Raw genomic sequence first — 21347 nt, forward strand, 5'->3', positions numbered from 1 at the left:
GAAACGCTCCGCCTCTAGACGACAACAGTTGCACCGATAAACGTTAGAACTGTCGGACATGGGCGGGACGTAGTTCTCACTGCAACTCCCTCGTTGGCACAGCTTCGATGCGATGATCGTACCTGTCTACCCCGTCATTGCGCGATAGTTTTTCACCCGCGGTTTGAGGTGTTAAGTGAGATCTGCCGGATCATCCTAGGCCGCACGAACCACTCCCGCCGAGGCTCGCGCTGGCGAACAGTAGGCTCAAGCTATGACGCAGCTGATCGTGCTCGACACGGTGTTCGATGCCCCTATCGCTGAGGTGTGCGCGATGTCGCTGAGCGTGAATCTGCACCTCGATTCAATGACGCACCACCGCGAAAAAGTTGTCGCGGGCCGCACGACAGGCCAGTTCGTCGAGGGCGATGTTGTGACCTGGTCGGCGCGACACTTCGGACTGCCGCTGCGACTAACCATCCGAATTTTCGATGTGGATGCTCCGCACCGGTTTGCGGATGAACAAGTCCGCGGCTCTTTCGCCGCCTACCACCACGAGCATCTCTTCGAAGAAATCGACGGCCGGACCCACATGCAGGATCGGCTCACCTTCGCGGCTCCCTTCGGGCCGCTCGGGCGTCTCGCAGAGAAACTGTTCCTCCGCCGCTACATGCAGACACTGCTCGAGGAGCGCAATGCTGCGCTTGTGGGTGCTTATAACCGGTAGGCCTGACGTCCCAGGCCAATTGGGTGCCTCGAAACCAGACGATTGAAAACCACTTGGGTCCCTCGGGTCTCGCTGTAATCGACGAACGGCAGCCGTGCATCTCGGCCATTATGAAGCACTTGCTGCAGTAGGCGACACAAAATAGTGACAAAAATTTGCGACTCTGTCACTATGACAAGATGACAGCCGCGACCGAATCCTCTGTTGAATTTGCTATCGGCAGCATCGTCGACTGGGCTGAGCGGCAGCCCCTCTGGGTATCGGCTGCTCTAAAATCGATCGCGAATGGAGTTGTCAATGACGATGAAGTGATCCGAATTGCAGATCTTGCGATCTCGGAAGCTGAAGGCGCTGAAGCAGAAACGAGAGTCGTAGCTGCCGACCTTATCGACACGATTTCGACATCACCGTCCGTCTCCCTTGCACACATAAACAATGTCGTGAATGTGAACCGCTTGGCATCCGGCGAGCGACTAACGTTCTCTCCCGACGGGCTCACCGTCATCTATGGCCGAAATGGGTCAGGAAAATCTGGCTACACCAGGATCTTGCGCCAAACTTGCAGGGTGCGGGGCGGAAGCGGCCAGATTCTTCCCAATGTCTACCAGTCGGCCAGCAACCTACCAAGCACCGCGTCGATCGCAGTGGTGGCTGACGCCTTTCCCGAGACTGTCGAGTGGAGTTCAAACTCCGCGTCCGAATCACCGTTGAAGCACGTAAGCATTTTTGATTCCGCGGCTGCCAGCCGTGCAGTAAGCGACGCCGCTGCTGCTCCGTTCGTGCCTTACCCAGTGCGATTGATTGAGGAACTGGGGAAGGTGATCCCGCAAGTGCGAGACCGGTTGGCCTTTATTGCTTCAGAGGTTGAGTCCGCAGTTCCACAAATTAGCGGAGTCATTGAGAACTCGGCTCTTTCTCAACTCCTCGCTCGCGTAGGTGATGACATTTCCGCGACAGATTTTTTGCGCGAAATCGGCCTGAATGCGGAAGAGGAAACCGAGCTTTCCGCGCTGAGTGTTGCTGCCGAGTTACTTTCGAAGTCAGCCATCCCAGAGCAAATTGCCGCACTCGACCGGCGATCGAACGAACTCGGAAAGCTGAAAACAGCAGTACAACAATTGGTTTCCTTGGTTGGAAGTGATGGAACGTACTCGACAGAAGTCGCCCGCGGCCAGATGGAGACTGCGCTACAAACCGCAGCAGAAAGCCAGCGTCTACTCGAAGGCAATCTGCTGTCAGGCGTCGGCGAACAAACTTGGCGCAGCTTGTGGGAGAAAGCTCGGGCATTTTCCGAGTCGGTCGCTTACCCGGGTGAACATTTTCCGCATACCGGGAACGATGCTGTCTGCGTTCTATGCGAACAGCCATTGAGCGTTACTGCCGTAGCGAGATTCAAACGGCTTGAGGAGTTTGTGAGCGAGGCCTCGCAGGCTGAGCTCAAGGCGCTACGCGACTCTGCGGCGGAGTGGGCCACCGAAGCAAAGCTTGCTATCGGAAATCCACTGCTAATCGCACCGCTGGAGCTGTGCGCCGCGGCGAAAGACGAGGGCGCGGAGCTCGAAACATGTCTTCTCGAGCTGGTGACGAGCGCAAAGAAGCTAGTTTCAACCTCGATTTCCCAACGAACGGACGGCAAGCTCCTAACTACTGCGTCTGAGTCACTGGACACAACGACGGCAGATACCTATCTCGCTAATTTGCAAGAGATTTTCACCAGCCGACGGAACACGTTAGATAACTTATTGGACGCCGAAAAACAAGCAAGCGATCGAGAACGTCTCGCGCTGCTGCTCGAGCGGAAAACGGTAAGCGACTGTTCCGCGGAAGTCGCCTCGCTCGGCGTGTCGCGGGCTAGGCTGACCATTGCGAAAACCGCGAAAGCGAGCTGTACTACGAACTCAGCAACTAGTCTGAGTGGGCGCCTATCTGAAGCATTGATAACCGAACGCTTGCGCGAAATCCTAACCAGCGAGCTCGAACAACTCGGTGCCGATCGCTTGTCAGTTTCAATAAGCAAACGCACAGATCGCGTGGTTTCTTCGTTCCAGCTATCCCTGAACTCCCTTTCGGGAGATCCTCTGGTCGGCGAAGTTATGAGCGAAGGCGAGCTTCGTGTCTTAGGTCTCGCTGCGTTCTTTATGGAGCTTCGTATGCTCGAGTCCAGTTCAGCCGTAGTATTCGACGACCCTGTGTCTTCGCTGGACCACGGTTACCGCGAGAAGGTAGCTAAGTATCTAGCGAGAGAGTCTCTAAATCGTCAAGTAATAGTCTTTACGCACGATTTGGTTTTCCTCGATGAGTTGTCCGAGGCGGCGCGCCTCTCCGGCAGCCCAGCGAGCGTATCCGCTATCCAGAACACCGCGACTGGCACGGGTGTCAAGTCAGTTGATCTGCCGGCTGCCGGCGGCGACTTCGAGACCCAGATGAGTCATATTCAAGCTCTGCTGGATGAAAGTAAGCCAATATGGGACGGAGGAGATGATGGCGATTGGGAGCGGGCATCACGTCGACTTGCTGGCGATTTGCGCATTGCGTGGGAGCGCGGTGTTGAAGACATCCTCTTGTTCAAAAGCGTCGTTAGGTTCCGCTCGTCCATCCACACCTCGAGACTAAGAAACGTCGACGTAACTGACGAACACTGGCGCGAATTGGAAGTGGCGATGACCGAGCTCTCGGGAAAAGGACCCCATGATCAGGCAACCGCGAGCCTAAGACTTCCATTGACGTACTCCGAACTTGTTTCGGAACTAGCAAAGCTAAGAGCGTGGAAGAAAGCAGTGAATGCTAACCAGAAGGCAGCCAAAACGCGACGTGATGCATTACTCCCCACTGCTTAGCGACGAGCTAACTCTGGCTCGGTTCTATCGGCTCAGTATCCGTTGTGGCTATCAGGAACGTTCTTGAACCCCGAACCAAGCTGCTCGCCATCGAGAGACCACCGGGCGTTCGAACATTTGGTTAGAGCTGTCAAACTCTAAATATCCAAGAGTTTGAGGGAGGCGAGCAGCTGCGGTACTGAGCGCTGCAGGTCTGCTTCGTTCGGATGCAAAGAAAGGATTGAGTTCAGCCAAATCAAACGGCATACAAGCTAACCGGCAAAGAAAAAGCCCGGCGTGAGCCGGGCTGGGCGGGAGTTGCTCTCTAGGTGTTTTGCTGGGGTACCTGGACTCGAACCAAGAACAAAAGAATCAGAATCTTCCGTGTTGCCAATTACACCATACCCCACAGGATTCAGCCGAAGCCGAACCGATTTACTACTTTAGCGCATCCTGAGCGGGCTGTGGTTCACCCCTTGACGTCATATAGGACTTGTCCTATATTCAGTACATGTCCCTCCTCCACGCTGTGCTCGGCTTCGTCGCGATCCAACCCATGACTGGCTACGAACTCGGCAAAGCATTCTCCACAACGGCCTCACACTTTTGGCCAGCCGATCAGTCACAGCTCTACCGCACCCTCCACCGCGCCGAAGCCGACGGCCTCCTTGAAAGCACCACCGTCGAGCAGACAACACGACCCGACCGCCGCCTCTACTCGATACTCGAACCAGGTCGAGAAGCACTCGACACCTGGCTCAGATCCCCCCTCGAACCAGACAACTCCCGCGAACCCTTTTTGTTGAGGCTTTTCTTCGCCGCATCGCTCGGCACCGCGGGCGTTATCGAACTGCTCGACCAACGTCGCACCTCTGCCATCGAACTCCTCACCACGCTCGACGCTCTCGCCTCGAGCGCTCCCCAGAAACCCTCGAAAACGACTCTCGCCATTCACCTGCAATACGCAACGCTCGAATCGGGACGAACCCACGCACGCGCCGAGATCACGTGGCTCGATGAGCTTCGTGCCCAACTCACCGACCACAAGGAGTCCTCCCGATGAACGACAACGCCAACCCCATCCACCGCGCTGCGCGAATCGGCGCCACTATCGCGGCCGTGCTCTTAACCCTCGTCGCGCTCTTCCAACTCGCAGTCGTTCTCGGAGCACCCCTCGGCGACTACACCCAAGGTGGGTCGAACAAAGGCACCCTCCCCGCTCAGGGCCGCATCTTTGCGGGCGTCTCTGCCGCCCTTGTTCTCGTCATGGCGGCAGCAATGCTCGCTCGCACCGAACGCGGCCCCGCGAGATTCGCCCCACGCCGACTCATCGCCGTACTCGCCTGGATCACCACCGCCTATGCGGGTGTGGGCGTCATCCTGAATCTCATCACGCCAAGCGCCGTCGAAAGAGCCGTGTGGGCCCCCGTCACAGCGGTGATGTTCGTGGCGTGCCTCGTCACCATGCAGCTGACGCGTGGCCGGGCCGCGAAGTGACTCCTAGAGCAGGTCGCGGTTGATGACCGCGGCAACCTCAGCACCGTCACCCGCGGCAACAATGAGTTGCTGGGGGCCGGGCGGAGTGGCATCGCCAATCGCATACGCTCCCGCCGTGGTGGTGCGGCCGGCAGCGTCCACAACAATTAGCCCCTCCGCGTCGAGTGCGAGCTGCAAGCCCGCCGCATAGTCGAGCGCCGTCTCATAGTCCGGGCGCACAAACGCGGCCTCGCGCGCAACCGTCTCGCCGTCAGCGAGCACAACGCCGGTGAGTCCATCACGATCTCCTGCGACATCCGCCACCTCACGACGATCCACTCGGATGCCGCGCTCAGCCAGCATGGCCTCGTCAGCCTCGCTCACGCGCCCAACGCCCTGCGTGAAGACAATCAGGTCGCGGCTCCACTGCGAGAGCAGCAGCGCCCGCTCGGCGAGGTCATCCGTATGCCCAATCAGTGCGATCGGACGATCCGCATACTCATACCCGTCACACTCCATACACGAGTGGATGCTCGTGCCATAGAACGCGCGCAGCGTCGGCAACTTCGGCAGCACCTCACGCAACCCCGTCGCGATCAACACCTTGCGGGTCGTAACCGCTCCCCCGCGATGTGTCACCGTGAAGCCGGCGCCAACGGTCGCCGACGCGGCCTCAGCACCGCTAGCGGCATCCGCTTCATCAGCCACGGCAAGAGGCTCAATACCCTCAACGATCGTGCGCTCGAATGACACGTTCGGATACTGCTCGAGCTCCTCCCGCCCCATCTTGCGCAGCTCGAGAGGAGAAATACCATCGCGGCTCAAAAAGCCGTGCGAGTGAAACGTCGCCGAATTACGGGGGCGATTGCTGTCGAGCACGAGAGTGCGACGACGCGCTCGCGCCAGATTCAGGGCAGCGCTGAGTCCGGCCGGTCCGCCGCCGACAATGACAACATCCCAGTCGAACTGCTCACTCATAGCTGCGCGCGCAACGCCTTCAAACGAACCAGCGACGACTCTTTACCGAGCAGTTCCATCGACTCGAACAGCGGCGGGCTGATGCGGCGACCAGCGATCGCACTACGCAACGGACCAAACGCCAAACGTGGCTTCATTTCCTTCACGTCAATAAGTTCGGCGCGGAGAGCCGCTTCGATTGCATCGTGCGTCCACGTATCAAGATCAGTCAGTACGGCGATCGACGCGTCCAGGACCTCGGGGCCTTCGGCCTTCGGCATTGCATCGGCATCAACCGTGAGTTCAGCATCCGGAGTGAACAAGAACTGCAACAGTGCCGGCGCATCGCCCAGCAACTGCATGCGCTCCTGCACGAGTGGCGCAGCAGCAGCGAGCGTCGCCAGCTCAGCCTCAGTGGGCTCCGCCGAAATTACGTCAGCAGCAACGAGATACGGCACGAGACGGCCAGCAAATTCTTCCGCCGACAGCAGACGGATGTGGTCGCCGTTCAGCGACTCCGCCTTCTTTACATCAAAACGGGCCGGGCTCGGCGTCACATTCTCAACATCGAACGCCGCGATCATCTCTTCGACCGAGAACACGTCGCGGTCGGGAGCAAGCGACCAGCCGAGCAGCGACAGGTAGTTGATGAGGCCCTCGGGGATGAACCCGCGGTCACGGTGGTGGAACAGGCTCGCCTCAGGGTCACGCTTGGACAGCTTCTTGTTGCCCTCGCCCATCACATAAGGAAGGTGACCGAAGCGCGGAATCGCATCCGTCAGCCCGATCTCAATAAGTGCCGTGTAGAGGGCGATCTGGCGAGGAGTGCTCGAAAGCAGGTCTTCACCGCGCAGCACGTGCGTGATGCCCATGAGTGCGTCATCCACGGGGTTCACGAACGTGTACAGCGGAGCACCATTCGGGCGCACCACAACGAAGTCAGAGAACGAACCGGCGGGGAACGTGATGTCGCCACGAACCAGGTCATCAAAGCTCAGATCAGAGTCGGGCACGCGCAAACGCAGTGCCGGCAGGCGACCCTCTTCCTTGAATGCCGCGATCTGCTCAGCGGTGAGGTCGCGCTCGAAGTTGTCATAGCCCTGCTTGGGGTCGCGACCGTTAGCCACGTTGCGGGCCTCGATCTCTTCACCCGTCGCAAAAGACTCATACAGGTGACCGGAAGCCTTCAGCTTCTCAATGACCTCAAGGTAGATGTCGGTGCGCTGCGACTGACGGTACGGCTCATTCGGGCCACCCGTCTCGACGCCTTCGTCCCAGTCAAGCCCCAACCAGCGCATCGCGTCGAGAAGCTGCAAGTAGCTCTCTTCGCTGTCGCGAGCGGCATCCGTATCTTCAATACGGAACACCATCTTGCCGCCCATGTGGCGCGCATACGCCCAGTTAAACAGGGCAGTACGAATCAGCCCAACGTGGGGCGTACCCGTAGGTGACGGACAAAACCGAACGCGAACGTCGGAAGCGGTTGCAGTAGAAAATGGCGCAGACATTGCCACCATTCTATGCGAGACAAGCCTGTGCGGCAGAGGCTGCCGAAAGCAGCCCCTGCACCCAGAATTGTGCGTTCTAGCGCGAAGCCCGGCGCACCGGGTTGCTCAGCGTGCCGATGCCCTCAATCGTGATCTCGACGGTGTCGCCATGCACCAGAGGTCCGACGCCCGCGGGGGTTCCCGTGAGAATCAGATCGCCGGGCAACAGCGTGAATGCGGCCGAAGCATACGCAACCTGCGCCGCCACCGAATGAATCATCTGGTCAACGGTTCCATCCTGCTTGAGGTCACCGTTAACAGTCGTGCGGATGCTCTGCGACGCCACCACGAACTCGGTCTCGATCACAGGTCCCAGTGGGCAAAACGTGTCGAAGCCTTTCGCGCGTGACCACTGGCCATCCTTCTTCTGAAGATCGCGAGCGGTAACATCGTTGGCAATCGTGTACCCAAAAATCACACTGTCAGCATCTTCGACCGCGACGTTCTTGGCGATGCTGCCGATGATTACGGCAAGCTCACCCTCAAACCCGATCTCTTCGCTCTGCGGCGGCAACATGATGGCATCGCCGGGGCCAACCACCGAAGTGTTGGGCTTGATGAACATCATCGGCTCGTCGGGCACTTCATTGCCAAGCTCCTTGGCGTGCTCGGCATAGTTGCGACCGAAAGCGACCACCTTGGAACGCGGAATTACCGGCGCCAACAGCTTGATGTCCGACAGCGGCAAACGTTCCTCGGTGGGCTCAAAGCCATTGAACATCGGGTCGCCGGTGAGCACGACAATTTCGTCGTCATCGATAATCCCGTAGCGGGCGCCTGCACCTGCGCTGAAACGAGCTACCTTCATGCGTCGAGCCTCATCATCCAGCCGTGCTTGTCTTCGCGACGGCCATATTGGATGTCGGTGAGCTCTTCGCGCAGCGACATCGTCAGTTCACCGGCCGGAGCATCCGCCGACCCAAATTCAACGCCATCGCCCTTGAGCAGAGCGATCGGAGTGATAACGGCAGCAGTACCGCACGCAAACATCTCGGTAATGTCGCCAGACTCAACGCCCTCGCGCCACTCTTCGAGCGTGACGCGGCGACGCTCAACCTTGTGGCCGCGGTCTTCTGCAAGCTGCAACACGGAGTCGCGAGTGATTCCCTCCAGAATCGACTCCGACTGCGGCGTCACAAGCGTGCCGTCCTTCTTGACGAGAACCACGTTCATGCCACCGAGCTCTTCGATGTATTTGCCCTCTTCGGCATCCAAGAACAACACCTGGGCACAGCCCTGAGCGGATGCTTCCTGCTGGGCAATCAGAGACGAAGCGTAGTTTCCGCCCGTCTTTGCCGCGCCAGTTCCACCCTTGCCTGCACGGGTGAAATTCGTGGAAATCCAGATCGACACCGGAGCAACACCGCCAGCAAAGTAGGCGCCGGCGGGGCTAGCGATCACGTAGTAGTTGACCTTCTTTGCCGGGCGCACCCCAAGGAATGCCTCCTTGGCAAACATGAAGGGCCGCAAATAGAGGCTCGTCTCGGGAGCGTTCGGAACCCAGTCACCGTCAACAGCAATGAGCTGCTTGAGTGAATCGATGAACGCCGGGATGGGCAGCTCAGGCAATGCCATGCGTCGGGCCGAACGCTGCAAACGCGCACCGTTAGCTTCGGGGCGGAACGACCAGATCGAACCATCCTCATGCCGGAACGCCTTCAGACCCTCAAAGATCTCCTGGCCGTAGTGCAACACTGCAGCGGCCGGGTCAAGACTGATAGGACCATAGGCCTGCACGCGCGGTCGGTGCCAGCCGCCCATCTCCGACCAACACACATCAACCATGTGGTCAGTAAAGTTCACGCCGAAGCCGGGGTTAGCCAGAATCGCGTCACGCTCTTCGACCGAGCGAGGTTCTTGGTTCTTCTTCACCATGAAAGTGAGGGGGCGATCAGCCAGCAGATTCTTCATCAAAAGTCCTTAATGACGTACAGCCACAATGGCGGTGGGTTAATTCTGCGCTACAGCGTCGGCAATTGCACTGCCAATCTCAGACGTCGACCGTGCGGAAGTGCCACGGGCGCTGAGATCAGCTTCAACGGCCGCAGTAACGCGGGCCGCAGCATCCGATTCACCGAACTGTGAGAGCAACAATGCGATCGACAGGATTGCCGCCGTGGGATCAGCGAGTTGTTTGCCCGCAATGTCGGGCGCTGAACCATGAACCGGCTCGAACATGGAGGGGAATGCCCCGCTCGGGTTCAAGTTGCCGGAGGCGGCCAAACCAATGCCGCCGCTGATGGCTGCTGCGAGGTCTGTGAGGATGTCACCGAAAAGGTTGTCAGTGACGATGACGTCAAATCTACTCGGATTTGTGACCAGATAAATCGTCGCCGCGTCGACATGCATGTAATCGACTTCGACCTCGGGGAACTCGGCCGCAACCCGGTCAACCGTCGACTGCCACAAACCGCCCGCGTGAACGAGCACGTTGGTCTTGTGCACGAGCGTGAGCTTCTTGCGCGGACGCGACATGGCCTGCGCAAACGCGAAACGAACAACGCGCTCGACACCGAACGCCGTGTTGATCGACACCTCAGTGGCGATCTCATGAGGCGTACCAGTACGGATGCGCCCACCATTGCCCACGTAGGGGCCCTCGGTGCCCTCCCGAACAACCACGAAGTCAACCTCGCCGGCGTCAGCCAGCGGTGACGTCACGCCGGGGAAAATCTTGGTGGGACGCAGGTTTACGTGGTGATCGAGCGCAAACCTCAGTTTCAGCAGCAGACCACGCTCGATGATGCCGCCGGTGAGGCGCGGATCGCGGGGATCCCCTCCAACAGCTCCCAGCAAGATTGCGTCGTGCCTGGCGAACTCAGCGATGTCGGAGTCTTCGAGAATCGTGCCCGACTCGAGGTAATGGCTCGCACCAAAAGGGAACTCGGTGGTGGAAACATCCACACCGGTTGCTGTCAGCACCTTGAGAGCTTCGGTCACAACTTCTGGCCCAATACCATCACCGGGGATGACTGCAAGCTTGATCTGAGAAGGCATACAAATACAGTACCGCTGTGGGCAGCGCGCGAGCAGCAGCCTCTAGCCCATCGTGACTGTCAGAATTTCATAAATATGGCTTTCCTGAGTGTTTTCTGATTGCGCACTGTACGAGGCGCGCTAAAATTGGGCACATGAGTATCGGAACCGGAATTGTATTAGTAGTTATCGGCGCGATTCTTACTTTCGCGCTCGACCTTCAAGTGGCAGGGGTGAACTTCGACCTCATCGGCTACATCCTGATGATCGCCGGAGCTGTCGTCTTCATCATCGGCCTCGTGCTGATGATGCGTAAGCGCACCTCAGTAACCACCGTGCACAACAACGACGGAGTCAACAACTCCGTTACCGAACGTCGCACGACCACAACACCTGACGAAACCATCTAACGACTAGCTAGAACCAACACAAAAGGCGCGTCCCGATCACTCGGGGCGCGCCTTTTGTTGACTCTGGGCCGCAATCAGCGGCAACCACGATTATGCGTCGACGATGTCAATCGCGTGCACGTAGCGAGCGTCAATGCGCTCCGCCACGGTGGCGAGAACTTCAGCGGATGCCTGCGAGTCGACGGTGAGCACCGACAGCGCATTGCCACCGACACTTTCACGCGCGATCTGCATGCCAGCGATGTTGATCTCAGCGTCGCCGAATTCCTTACCGAAGACAGCGACGATTCCGGTGCGATCTTCGTACATCATCACGATGAGGTGGTCCGCGAGCGGAACCTCAATGTCGTAGCCGTTGATCTCGACGATCTTCTCGAGCTGCTTGTTTCCGACTAGCGTTCCTGAGACCGAAACCTGCGAACCGTCTGCCAGCGAACCACGGATGGTGAGCAGGTTGCGGTATTCGGGGCTCACGGCATCCGTAATCAAACGAACCGTGAGGCCACGCTGCTCGGCAAGAACCGGTGCGTTGACATAGCTAACTGTCTCCGACACGACGTTGGTGAAGATGCCCTTAAGGGCAGCAAGCTTGAGCACGTTGACATCGAACTCGACAATTTCGCCGCGAACTTCAATGTCGACACTCGTCAGTGGGCTAGCGGACAGACCAGAGAAGACCTGGCCAAGCTTTTCCATGAGTGGGATGCCGGGGCGCACGCTCTGATCGATGATGCCACCAGCAACATTCACGGCGTCAGGCACGAGCTCGCCGCCGAGGGCAAGTCGAACCGACTTAGCAACCGAAACACCAGCCTTCTCTTGCGCTTCAGCGGTCGAAGCGCCGAGGTGAGGGGTGACGATGACATTGTCGAGGCCGAGCAGCGGGGAACCTGTTGGCGGTTCGCTCACGAACACGTCGAGGCCAGCGCCCGCAATGCGGCGCGACTTGAGAGCTGTGTAGAGGGCGTCTTCATCGATGAGGCCACCGCGGGCAACATTGACGATGTAGGCGGTCGACTTCATGTGAGCGAACTGCTCAGTCGAAATCATCCCGGTTGTTTCCGGGGTCTTGGGCATGTGGATGGTGATGAAGTCTGCACGCTGCAACAGCTCATCAAGCGACACCAGCGTGACCCCCATCTGCTGCGCACGAGCAGAAGTGACATAGGGGTCATAGGCGATGATGTTCGTGCCGAAGGCCTGCATCCGCTCGGTAATCAAGCCACCGATGCGGCCAAGGCCAATGATGCCAATGGTCTTCTCAAACAGTTCAGTGCCCGAATACTGCGAACGCTTCCACTGCCCCTGTGCCAGAGCGCTTGACGCAGCCGGAATGTGACGTGCCAGGCTCAGAATGTGCCCGACAGTCAGCTCTGCAGCCGAGATGATGTTCGAGGTTGGCGCATTCACCACCATGACACCGGCAGCGGTAGCCGCCTTGATGTCCACGTTATCGAGCCCAACACCGGCACGCGCAATAACCTTCAGGTAAGGCGCTGCGGCAAGGGCTTCGGCATCCATGGTGGTTGCAGAGCGGATGAGAACGGCCTGCGCATCGGCGAGCGCAGACTTCAAAGCGGCACGGTCGGTGCCATCAATGTTTCGTATCTCAAAGTCGGGCCCGAGGGCGTCAACTGTTGCGGGGGAAAGTTCTTCGGCGATCACAACGATCGGCTTAGCCACAGATCTGGTCCTTCAATTCGCGGGGACTTCGCGCTGACACCACGAAGGCTGCTTGAGTACACAACTACAGCAACTTTAGCGGCGACGGGAAGCCGCCGTTGCCATGTGACAGCGCAGTGCGACGATAGACCCATGATGGATGCTGCCGAAATTGCCCAGCGGGTGTTGCGTGTTGCCCTCGCACTCGCCTTTATCGGCATGGGAGTCAGCCACTTTGTCGCCGCCCCCGCCCGCACAATGCGGGCCATGATCCCTCCCGTGCTGCGCCAGAAGTGGATGCCCTCCCCCACGATTCTCGTCACCATCACTGGACTCTGCGAGGTTGCTGGCGGTCTTGGGCTGCTGTGGGAACCCGTGCGGTTTATTGCCGGAATCGCGCTCGTGCTCTTTTTGATTGCCGTCTTCCCCGCCAATGCCTATGCGGCCGAGCATCGCGAACGCTTCGGAAAAGCCGCAACCCCATTTTGGCCGCGCTACTTCGCGCAACTAGCGCTGATCGCACTGTGCCTCCTCGCTGCACTGTAAGGACCCGCTCACTGCGCTGAAAAAGTTTCGAACCCCACCCAACGAAACCGAGCGTCCCTTCGTCTACCTAGGTAGGAGGAAACAATGACCAAGAAATCAGTGCTCGCAAAATTCACGCCACTATTGGCTGTTGGGCTACTTGCTCTCAGCGCCTGCGCCGGGTCCATCTCGGATGCTGATGCCGACGAGCCGTCGATCGATAGCGGTCCGGGCATGGGCGTCGAAGAAACGCCTGGCGATGCCATTCCCATCGAGGGAATTGACGGCACCTGGATTTACGCAGACGGCAGCGACCCCAATGGCCCGCTCACCCTCGACGAGTCTGCAACGGTGATCCTCACGATTTCAGGTGACGAGCTCATGGGCCAATCGACGTGCAACAGTTACAGCGCGACATTTATTGGCGAGCCAAACGACCTGGCGATTGGCCCGTTGGTGTCAACTCGAATGGGATGCGAGAACTCCCTCATGGAGTTCGAGTCACGCTACTTCGCCGCGCTATCGGCAACGACAACTGCTATTCCCACGGGAGGCAGCCTCGTGCTGCAGGGTCAGGGAATCAACCTCAACTTCTTGCCGTCGTCATCGCTTCCGGAGGGGTAATCTTGCCGCTCGTGACCACTCAGTGCGCGCACTCAAGACCCCCAGTTCACGGGCAAACAGCTCTGAAGAGGCTGTTTTCAGACGAATAATCAGGTCGGCGGTGGAAGAATCAGATCATGGATCAGCGGTTCAGCCGCCAGCTCTCATTAACCGACTTCGGAGAGCAGGCGCAACACAATTTGGCGCGCGCACGCGTGCTCGTCATCGGGGCGGGCGGTGTCGGCAGCACCGCTATACCTTCGTTGGCTGCAGCCGGTGTCGGCACCGTTGGTGTCATCGATGACGACCGTGTTGAACTCAGCAACTTGCACCGCCAACACATCCACGGACTGTTGGATGTCGGCCACAAGAAAGTGTCATCCGCTGTCGCCCGCATTGCAGATCTCAGCCCCGCAACTACTGTCATTGCGATCGACGAGAAGCTCACGCCGGAAAACGCTCTCGCTATCTTTGCCAACTATGACCTTGTCGTCGACGGTAGCGATAACTATCCCACCCACTATCTGGCGGCTGATGCAGCAGAGATCACCGGCATCCCGGTCGTCTGGGGTTGGGCGTGCGAGTTTGGCGCAGAAGCTGGTGTTTCTTGGCCTGCCCGCGGTGTGGGCTTTCGCGACCTGTATCCGACACCGCCGGAACGCGCCGCCATTGACACCAATCTTTCTCACGGGATCTTTCCGGGAGCAGTGGCAGTTATTGCTGCGATAGTGGCGAGTGAAGCGATCAAAATTGCGGCGCAGATCGGCACACCACTGATCAACCGCACGACGCGTTTCAATGCGCTCAACGGTGACTTTTCCGAAAAGCGTTACACGCGCTCAGCCGGAGCAATACCCATTACTGCGCTAGCCGACTATCGGGAACTGTGCGGCTACACCTCAGACGACGACTGGCCGACGAGCTAGCGGCGACGCGACGCCCACAGGCGACCGGTGCGTGCCCAGCGCGCACGACTGACCGCAATCAGCACCACCGAAATGCCAATGATGAATGCGGCAATGCCAAGCACGTAGACCGCGATCCCACCCCAGCCGTCTGGACCGTTGGGCTGCAGGAACGGGTAAGGGAACCACCCGTCAAGTGCGCCGCGCACGAAAGTGAACGCCAACCATGCGAGCGGGTAGATGACGACGATGCGCACGTCGCGCATCCTCAGCACGGGCCGTGATGGGGCCACGAGCCAATCAAGAAGTAAAAAGAGCGGCACCCACACGTGGATTACTTCGTTTGGCCACTGAATCCCCACATAGCCTTCGTCAGGAATGCCACGAAGCAACACGTTATACACGCCAGCGGTGACGACAGCATAGGAGACGACGGATGCTCGCAGCACCGACAACAGCGTCGATTCCCGTTCACGGCGCACCGCCACCAGCCCGCTCAGCGCAAGAATCACGACGTTAATCAGGCTCGACTGGATGGTGAAGTAGCTGAAGTATTCCTTTGCCACAAAGTCGTTGTGGATCGACTCGTCAATCACTTGAGTGGCGATGCTGGCAAAGACGAGGACCGCAACGGCGAGTCGAAGGATGCCGAAGATCCGGACGACGTCACCGACATCACGCTGAGGTTCTGAGGATGCGGCTTCTGGGGAGATTGGCTGCGCGTTCGCTGTCACTCCGACAGACTAGTCTCCTCAAACAGGTTCACACAGGTTCACACAGGCAGACGCACATTCGATCGAGGAGCTCACAATGCCGTTTACCGACCGCAACGGATTTGAGCTGAGCAGCCTGCCGTTGGTGTACCGCCTAGGGCGAGACTTTCAGGTCTCGGAGGAGTTCTGTTGGCGCGACCCGCGTGATTGGGATCGCGTGCTCACCATTCCCGCCCACGATCTCTCGCTTCCCCCTGGAGAGGGCAACAGCACCGATTTCGCCTCCGTACCGCCATTTCTGTGGGGCCTGATCGCCAGTTTTGGCAAACAAACACTGCCAGCCGTATTGCATGATTCGCTCACTGCTCAGTCGAGGCTCGCACCCCCAGATCAACGTCTCGAGCTGAGGCGCACAGCTGACGAAGACTTTCGGGTGTCACTCATCGATAGTGGTGTTCACCAATTGCGCGCCCGTGTCATGTGGGCATCGGTGGGAATTGAGCGGTACGCCCGCCATGCCGGGGCGCTGGGAGCCGCGATAATCACGCAACTCAGTCTTGGTGTGCTGGCGATCATTGGCGCTGTCGTGCTCGCGGTGATCGTGCATCCGCTGTGGCTCATTCTCGCGCTGGCTCCCGCAATTGCCGCCGCAGTCTGGGGCAAAAATCTGGATCTCGTTCTTGCCGCCACCTATCTGGGCGCCCTGTACGCGCCGCTGGTTGCCGCCGCCTTCATCGGGTCGCGCCTTGAACAACTCTTGGCGTTATCCATCTGGGTGGGAACAGGCACCCCCGGCCCTGCCCCCAAGGCGGAGCCGACACTGCGTTGGCCGGACCGCGGAACAACACTGCCGCCCAAGTAGCAGCACAGCTAGCAGCACACAGCTAGCAGCGCACAGCACAACGGCCGCCCCGCAGTAGCGGAACGGCCGTCGTAGTGACTAGCGAAAGTTAGCGTGCAGCTGAACCGTCGGTGTAGTCGGAGTCTTGCTGCTTCCAAGCGAAGAGAGCACGCAGCTCCTTGCCAGTTGCTTCGATGGGGTGGTTCTGGCCCTTTTCACGCAGGGCGAGGAACTCAACTCCGCCAGCATCCTGGTCCTTGATGAAGCGGTCGGCGAAGGCACCCGACTGGATGTCTGCGAGAACAGCCTTCATGTTTTCCTTGACCGAGGCGTCGATGACGCGGGGGCCCGAAACGTAGTCGCCGTACTCAGCGGTGTCAGAAACGCTCCAACGCTGCTTAGCGATGCCGCCCTCCCACATGAGGTCAACGATGAGCTTGAGCTCGTGAAGTACCTCGAAGTAGGCGATCTGCGGCTGGTAGCCAGCCTCGATGAGGGTTTCGAAGCCGTACTGTACGAGCTGCGAGGTTCCACCACAAAGAACAGCCTGCTCACCGAACAGATCGGTCTCGGTTTCTTCGGTGAAGGTGGTCTTGATGCCACCGGCGCGGAGTCCGCCGATTGCCTTCGAGTACGACCAGGCCATGTCCCACGCAGTACCGGTGGCGTCATTCTCGACGGCAACGATAACGGGAACGCCACGGCCAGCTTCGTACTCGCGGCGCACGGTGTGACCCGGTCCCTTGGGAGCAACGAGGATGACGTCAACATCGGCGGGAGCGTCAATGTAGCCGAAGCGGATGTTGAAGCCGTGTCCGAAGACGAGAGTGTCGCCAGCAACAAGGTTGTCCTTGATGTCGTCGGCGTAGAGTCCACGCTGGTGCTGGTCGGGAGCAAGGATCACAACAACGTCAGCCCACTTGGCTGCTTCGGCGCTCGTGAGCACCTCGAAGCCGGCGTCGGTTGCCTTTGCGATGCTCTTCGAGCCCTCCTTGAGGCCAATCTTGACCTCAACGCCGGAGTCACGCAGGTTCAGTGCGTGGGCGTGGCCTTGCGAGCCATAACCAATGACAGCAACCTTTTTGCCCTGGATGAGCGCGAGGTCAGCGTTATCGTCGTAAAAGATCTCGGTCACAGTAGTGATTCTCCTTAGTTGGTGGTGCTGTTAGTTCTTGAAAACTCGGTCGGTGATGCTCTTCGAACCGCGGCCCATGGCCAGCAATCCACTCTGAGCAATTTCTTTGATCCCATAGGGTTCGAGCACTCTGAGGAGTGCCTGAATCTTGCCCGAGTCACCGGTGGTTTCGATGATGAGCGCATCAGATGCAACATCAACCACGCGGGCCCGGAACAGGTTTACCGCTTCGAGAATCTGTGAACGCGTCGTGTTATCGACGCGCACCTTGATCAGAAGGTGTTCGCGCGTTACCGACTGCGCGGGGTCAAGCTCGACGATCTTGATGACGTTGATGAGCTTGTTGAGCTGCTTGGTGACCTGCTCGAGCGGCAGCTCTTCGACATCCACCACAACGGTGATGCGCGAAAGGCCTTCGATCTCGCTTGAGCCCACAGCCAGCGATTGGATGTTGAACCCGCGCCGCGCAAACAACCCTGCGACGCGAGTGAGCAGACCTGGTTTGTCTTCTACCAGCAGAGAAAGTACGTGACTCATCGCTCTACTCCTCTTCCCACTCTGGGGCGTGGTCGCGGGCGTACTGCACGCTCGAATTTCCGACGCCCTGGGGCACCATCGGCCACACCATCGCATCTCGACTCACCACGAAGTCGATCACGACGGGGCGATCGTTGGTCTCAAGCGCGAGCTTAATGGCCGGATCAATCTCTTCTTTCTTTGTGACGCGGATAGCGAGGCAGCCATAGGCCTCCCCAAGCTTCACGAAATCGGGGATCATCTCGGTATCGTGCCCGGTGTTGAGATCGGTGAACGAGTGGCGTCCGTCATAGAACAGGGTCTGCCACTGGCGAACCATGCCGAGGCTCGAGTTGTTGATGATCGCGACCTTGATGGGGATCTTGTTGATCGTGCACGTGGCCAATTCTTGATTGGTCATCTGGAAGCATCCATCGCCATCAATCGCCCACACATCGCGCTCAGGGTTAGCGACCTTGGCGCCCATGGCCGACGGAAGACCGTACCCCATGGTGCCGGCACCACCCGAGTTGAGCCACGCGTTGGGGCGCTCATACTTGATGAACTGCGCAGCCCACATCTGGTGCTGCCCAACGCCGGCGGCAAAGATGCCCTCCGGGCCAGTGATTTCACCGATGCGTTGGATCACATACTGCGGTGACAGCAGTCCGTCATCGGGTTCGGTGAACCCGAGCGGGAACTGATTGCGCAGAGAATTGAGCCGCTCCCACCAGGCGCTGTAGTCAGGCTTCGTTGTCTTGCTCGCGTCGGTGAAGGCAGCAATCAGGTCGACGATCACATCTTTAGCATCGCCAACGATGGGCACCTCTGCCGCACGAATCTTGCCAATCTCGGCGGGATCGATGTCGACGTGGACAACCTTGGCGAGAGGCGCGAATTCGCTCGCCTTGCCCGTAACGCGGTCATCGAAACGAGCACCGAGCGCGATAAGAAGGTCAGATTCTTGGAAGGCGAGAACAGCAGGCACCGTGCCGTGCATTCCCGGCATCCCCAGGTTCAAATCGTTCGAGTCAGGGAACGCACCGCGAGCCATCAGCGTTGTCACGATGGGCGCCCCCACGAGAGTCGCGAGCTCCAACAGCTCTGCGGCTGCGCCTGAGCGTATGACGCCGCCGCCCACATAGAAGACAGGGCGCTCGGCCGCGGCCAGCATGTGAGCCGCAGCCTGAACCTGCTTGCCGTGTGCCTTCGTGATGGGGCGGTACCCGGGCAGATCAACCTTGGGTGGCCAAATGAACGGTGCGGATGCCTGCTGGCAGTCTTTCGTGACGTCTACCAGCACCGGACCAGGGCGACCCGTCGTTGCAATGTGGTACGCCGCGGCCAGTGTCGCCGGAATGTCTTCCGGCTTTGTGACGAGGAACGAGTGCTTCGTGATCGGCATCGTGATGCCCGAGATATCTACCTCTTGGAATGCATCGGTTCCCATCGAGGTCGAAAACACCTGACCGGTGATCGCGAGTAGCGGCACCGAGTCCATGTGGGCATCCGCAATTGCTGTGACGAGGTTAGTCGCGCCCGGACCGGACGTTGCAATACACACGCCAAGTTTTCCCGACGACGAAGCGTAGCCCTCAGCTGCGTGCCCAGCGCCCTGCTCGTGGCGGACCAAAATGTGACGAATAGCCGTAGATGCCATCAGTTCGTCGTAGAAGGGCATGATTGCGCCTCCGGGCAAGCCGAAGACGTCCTTCACCCCCAGCTTTTCCAAACTGCGAAGAATCGCACCAGAACCGGTCAAAATTTCCGGCGTCGTGCTCTTGGGCCGCGGTACGGGGTCAGAGGACATGTACAAATCCTTTAAATTTCACTGGTGAGCGTGGCGCTAACTGGTTACCGCGCCGCGGGCAGCGGACTGCACAAGCTTCGAATACTTGGCAAGAACGCCTCGCGTGTAACGCGGAGGTAGGGGGGCCCAGCCTTTTCGGCGGGCTTCGAGCTCAGCGGAGTCGACAAGTAAATCGAGCGAGCGAGCTGCGATATCGACCCGTATCAGATCACCATCGCGCACGAATGCAATAGGACCTGCGTCTACTGCTTCGGGAGCTATGTGGCCGATGCACAGTCCGGTTGTGCCGCCTGAGAATCGTCCGTCCGTTAAGAGTAGTACATCTTTTCCGAGTCCAGCGCCCTTGATGGCCGCCGTGATCGCGAGCATCTCGCGCATACCCGGCCCACCCTTGGGGCCCTCGAACCGGATAACCACAACAGAGCCGGCCTCGATGGTGCCGGCGGTAAGAGCATCCAACGCTTCGCGCTCACGCTCAAACACACGAGCAGGGCCCTCAAACTCGGCGCGATCAAAGCCTGCCGTCTTCACAACAGAACCTTCGGGCGCCAACGAACCGGTCAGAATCGTGAGACCACCGGTGGGGTGGATGGGGTTGTCAAACTTTCGAAGAACTTCGCCATCGAGCGGGTCAATGTCCATCTCGGCGAAGTTTTCGGCAACAGTTTTGCCCGTCACTGTTAGCGCATCACCATGGATGAGCCCCTCATCCATGAGCGCCTTCATCAGCACCGGTAGCCCGCCGTGACGATCGACATCATTCATGACGTACTGGCCGAAAGGCTTGAGGTCTCCCAAATGGGGAACCTTGTCACCGATGCGGTTGAAGTCGTCAAGGGTGATCTCGACCTCAGCCTCATTAGCGATTGCCAAAATATGGAGCACAACATTTGTTGAGCCACCGAGAGCCATCGCAATAGTGATCGCGTTCTCAAACGCCTTCTTGGTCATGATGTCTCGCGCGGTGATTCCCTTGCGCAGCAGGTTGACGACGGCCTCGCCGGAGCGGTGCGCAAAGTAGTCGCGGCGGCGGTCGGCGGATGCGGGGCTTGCGGAGCCGGGAAGGCTCATACCCATCGCTTCCGCAACGCTCGCCATCGTGTTGGCCGTATACATGCCGCCGCAGGCTCCCTCGCCCGGAGCGAAAGCACATTCGATGCGCTTGGCATCAGCTTCGCTCATCCGGCCGGCCTTGACAGCGCCAACAGCTTCAAAGGAGTCAATGATCGTGATGTCTTTTTCGGTGCCGTCGCTGAGCTTGACCCAGCCCGGTGCGATCGAACCCGCATACAGGAAGACGGATGCGAGGTCGAGGCGTGCCGCAGCCATGAGCATCCCTGGCAACGACTTGTCGCAGCCCGCGAGCGTGACCGAACCATCGAGGCGCTCGGCCTCCATGACGACCTCTACCGAGTCGGCAATGACTTCGCGACTAACGAGCGAGAAGTGCATTCCCTCGTGACCCATCGAGATGCCGTCAGAGACGCTGATGGTGCCGAACTGCAGCGGATAACCACCACCAGCATGAACGCCCTCTTTCGCTGCTTGGGCGAGACGGTCGAGTGAGAGGTTGCAGGGCGTGATCTCATTCCACGAACTCGCAATACCGATCTGAGGTTTCTCCCAGTCAGCATCACCCATACCGACGGCGCGAAGCATTCCGCGCGACGTTGTTGCTTCGATCCCGTCAGTTACCGTGCGGGAACGTGGCTTGATATCAATAGAATCGCTCTCAGACATGCTATGAGT

General features: G+C 59.0%; 20 protein-coding genes and 1 tRNA gene. 9 read left to right on the plus strand and 12 right to left on the minus strand.

Going from position 1 to position 21347, the window contains the following annotated elements:
- The first annotated feature begins 253 nt into the window (after positions 1-253).
- Positions 254-706, plus strand: a complete 453-nt coding sequence (locus AC1ENN_RS10125; RefSeq protein ID WP_480405996.1) for an SRPBCC family protein — start codon at positions 254-256, stop codon at positions 704-706.
- A 797-nt stretch (positions 707-1503) separates the two neighbouring features.
- Positions 1504-3543 carry an AAA family ATPase gene (locus AC1ENN_RS10130; RefSeq protein ID WP_480405997.1) on the plus strand — a complete coding sequence of 680 codons (2040 nt, stop codon included), beginning with the start codon at positions 1504-1506 and terminating at the stop codon, positions 3541-3543.
- Between the two features lie 316 nt (positions 3544-3859).
- Here AC1ENN_RS10130 and AC1ENN_RS10135 read toward each other — a convergent pair.
- Positions 3860-3931: transfer RNA gene (locus AC1ENN_RS10135), tRNA-Gln, on the minus strand.
- A gap of 102 nt (positions 3932-4033) precedes the next feature.
- Here AC1ENN_RS10135 and AC1ENN_RS10140 point away from each other — a divergent pair.
- Together AC1ENN_RS10140 and AC1ENN_RS10145 are read left to right on the plus strand one after the other, a co-directional pair.
- A complete protein-coding gene (locus tag AC1ENN_RS10140) occupies positions 4034-4585 on the plus strand; it encodes a PadR family transcriptional regulator (protein ID WP_480405998.1) in 552 nt (183 codons plus the stop codon).
- A complete protein-coding gene (locus AC1ENN_RS10145; RefSeq protein ID WP_480405999.1) occupies positions 4582-5019 on the plus strand; it encodes a hypothetical protein in 438 nt (145 codons plus the stop codon). The genes AC1ENN_RS10140 and AC1ENN_RS10145 overlap by 4 nt, the downstream gene beginning before the upstream one ends.
- Before the next feature lie 3 nt (positions 5020-5022).
- On the opposite strand, the gene AC1ENN_RS10150 is transcribed toward AC1ENN_RS10145, so the two are convergent.
- The 5 genes from AC1ENN_RS10150 to AC1ENN_RS10170 form a co-directional block, all read right to left on the minus strand.
- Entirely contained in the window at positions 5023-5976 is a 954-nt protein-coding gene (locus tag AC1ENN_RS10150; RefSeq protein WP_480406000.1) for an NAD(P)/FAD-dependent oxidoreductase, read from the minus strand.
- Entirely contained in the window at positions 5973-7463 is a 1491-nt protein-coding gene (gene gltX / locus AC1ENN_RS10155) for a glutamate--tRNA ligase (RefSeq protein WP_480406001.1), read from the minus strand. The genes AC1ENN_RS10150 and gltX overlap by 4 nt, the downstream gene beginning before the upstream one ends.
- 76 nt (positions 7464-7539) lie before the next feature.
- A complete protein-coding gene (locus AC1ENN_RS10160; RefSeq protein ID WP_449647155.1) occupies positions 7540-8310 on the minus strand; it encodes a fumarylacetoacetate hydrolase family protein in 771 nt (256 codons plus the stop codon).
- The gene (locus AC1ENN_RS10165) at positions 8307-9413 is read right to left on the minus strand and encodes a branched-chain amino acid aminotransferase (RefSeq protein ID WP_480406002.1); all 1107 of its coding nucleotides are present in this window, start codon (positions 9411-9413) and stop codon (positions 8307-8309) included. The genes AC1ENN_RS10160 and AC1ENN_RS10165 overlap by 4 nt, the downstream gene beginning before the upstream one ends.
- 39 nt (positions 9414-9452) lie before the next feature.
- Positions 9453-10499, minus strand: coding sequence for a 3-isopropylmalate dehydrogenase (locus AC1ENN_RS10170; RefSeq protein ID WP_480406003.1), 1047 nt, complete (start codon positions 10497-10499; stop codon positions 9453-9455).
- Between the two features lie 134 nt (positions 10500-10633).
- Here AC1ENN_RS10170 and AC1ENN_RS10175 point away from each other — a divergent pair, with 134 nt between their 5' ends.
- A complete protein-coding gene (locus AC1ENN_RS10175; protein WP_449627145.1) occupies positions 10634-10888 on the plus strand; it encodes a DUF6458 family protein in 255 nt (84 codons plus the stop codon).
- A 90-nt stretch (positions 10889-10978) separates the two neighbouring features.
- Here the strand turns inward: AC1ENN_RS10175 and serA are convergent, their stop codons facing one another.
- Positions 10979-12571: a phosphoglycerate dehydrogenase gene (gene serA, locus AC1ENN_RS10180; RefSeq protein WP_449647158.1), complete on the minus strand. Its 1593-nt coding sequence runs from the start codon at positions 12569-12571 to the stop codon at positions 10979-10981.
- A 132-nt stretch (positions 12572-12703) separates the two neighbouring features.
- On the opposite strand from serA, the gene AC1ENN_RS10185 reads away from it, so the two are divergent.
- The 3 genes from AC1ENN_RS10185 to AC1ENN_RS10195 all read left to right on the plus strand — a co-directional run bounded on the left by AC1ENN_RS10185 (position 12704) and on the right by AC1ENN_RS10195 (position 14604).
- On the plus strand, positions 12704-13096 hold the full coding sequence (locus AC1ENN_RS10185; protein WP_480406004.1) for a DoxX family protein: 393 nt from the start codon (positions 12704-12706) through the stop codon (positions 13094-13096).
- Positions 13097-13180: 84 nt separating this feature from the next.
- Entirely contained in the window at positions 13181-13699 is a 519-nt protein-coding gene (locus AC1ENN_RS10190) for an META domain-containing protein (protein WP_480406005.1), read from the plus strand.
- Positions 13700-13815: 116 nt separating this feature from the next.
- Positions 13816-14604, plus strand: coding sequence for a HesA/MoeB/ThiF family protein (locus AC1ENN_RS10195; RefSeq protein ID WP_480406006.1), 789 nt, complete (start codon positions 13816-13818; stop codon positions 14602-14604).
- Here AC1ENN_RS10195 and AC1ENN_RS10200 read toward each other — a convergent pair.
- Positions 14601-15317, minus strand: coding sequence for a Pr6Pr family membrane protein (locus tag AC1ENN_RS10200; protein WP_449647162.1), 717 nt, complete (start codon positions 15315-15317; stop codon positions 14601-14603). The two genes, AC1ENN_RS10195 and AC1ENN_RS10200, sit on opposite strands and share 4 nt — an antisense overlap.
- Positions 15318-15393: 76 nt before the next feature.
- Here AC1ENN_RS10200 and AC1ENN_RS10205 point away from each other — a divergent pair, with 76 nt between their 5' ends.
- Positions 15394-16158, plus strand: a complete 765-nt coding sequence (locus tag AC1ENN_RS10205) for a DUF1353 domain-containing protein (protein WP_449647163.1) — start codon at positions 15394-15396, stop codon at positions 16156-16158.
- Positions 16159-16246: 88 nt separating this feature from the next.
- Here AC1ENN_RS10205 and ilvC read toward each other — a convergent pair whose 3' ends face one another.
- Genes ilvC through ilvD form a run of 4 tightly spaced genes read right to left on the minus strand, consistent with a single transcriptional unit; the run spans position 16247 to position 21338 of the window.
- A complete protein-coding gene (gene ilvC / locus AC1ENN_RS10210; RefSeq protein ID WP_480391112.1) occupies positions 16247-17272 on the minus strand; it encodes a ketol-acid reductoisomerase in 1026 nt (341 codons plus the stop codon).
- A 30-nt stretch (positions 17273-17302) separates the two neighbouring features.
- Complete coding sequence (gene ilvN, locus AC1ENN_RS10215) at positions 17303-17809, minus strand: acetolactate synthase small subunit (protein ID WP_341954204.1); 507 nt, start codon at positions 17807-17809, stop codon at positions 17303-17305.
- Positions 17810-17813: 4 nt separating this feature from the next.
- Entirely contained in the window at positions 17814-19598 is a 1785-nt protein-coding gene (locus tag AC1ENN_RS10220; RefSeq protein ID WP_480406007.1) for an acetolactate synthase large subunit, read from the minus strand.
- 36 nt (positions 19599-19634) lie between these two features.
- On the minus strand, positions 19635-21338 hold the full coding sequence (ilvD, locus tag AC1ENN_RS10225; RefSeq protein WP_341954202.1) for a dihydroxy-acid dehydratase: 1704 nt from the start codon (positions 21336-21338) through the stop codon (positions 19635-19637).
- Positions 21339-21347: the final 9 nt, after the last annotated feature.

Source organism: Rhodoglobus sp. G.S.23 (assembly GCF_056675935.1).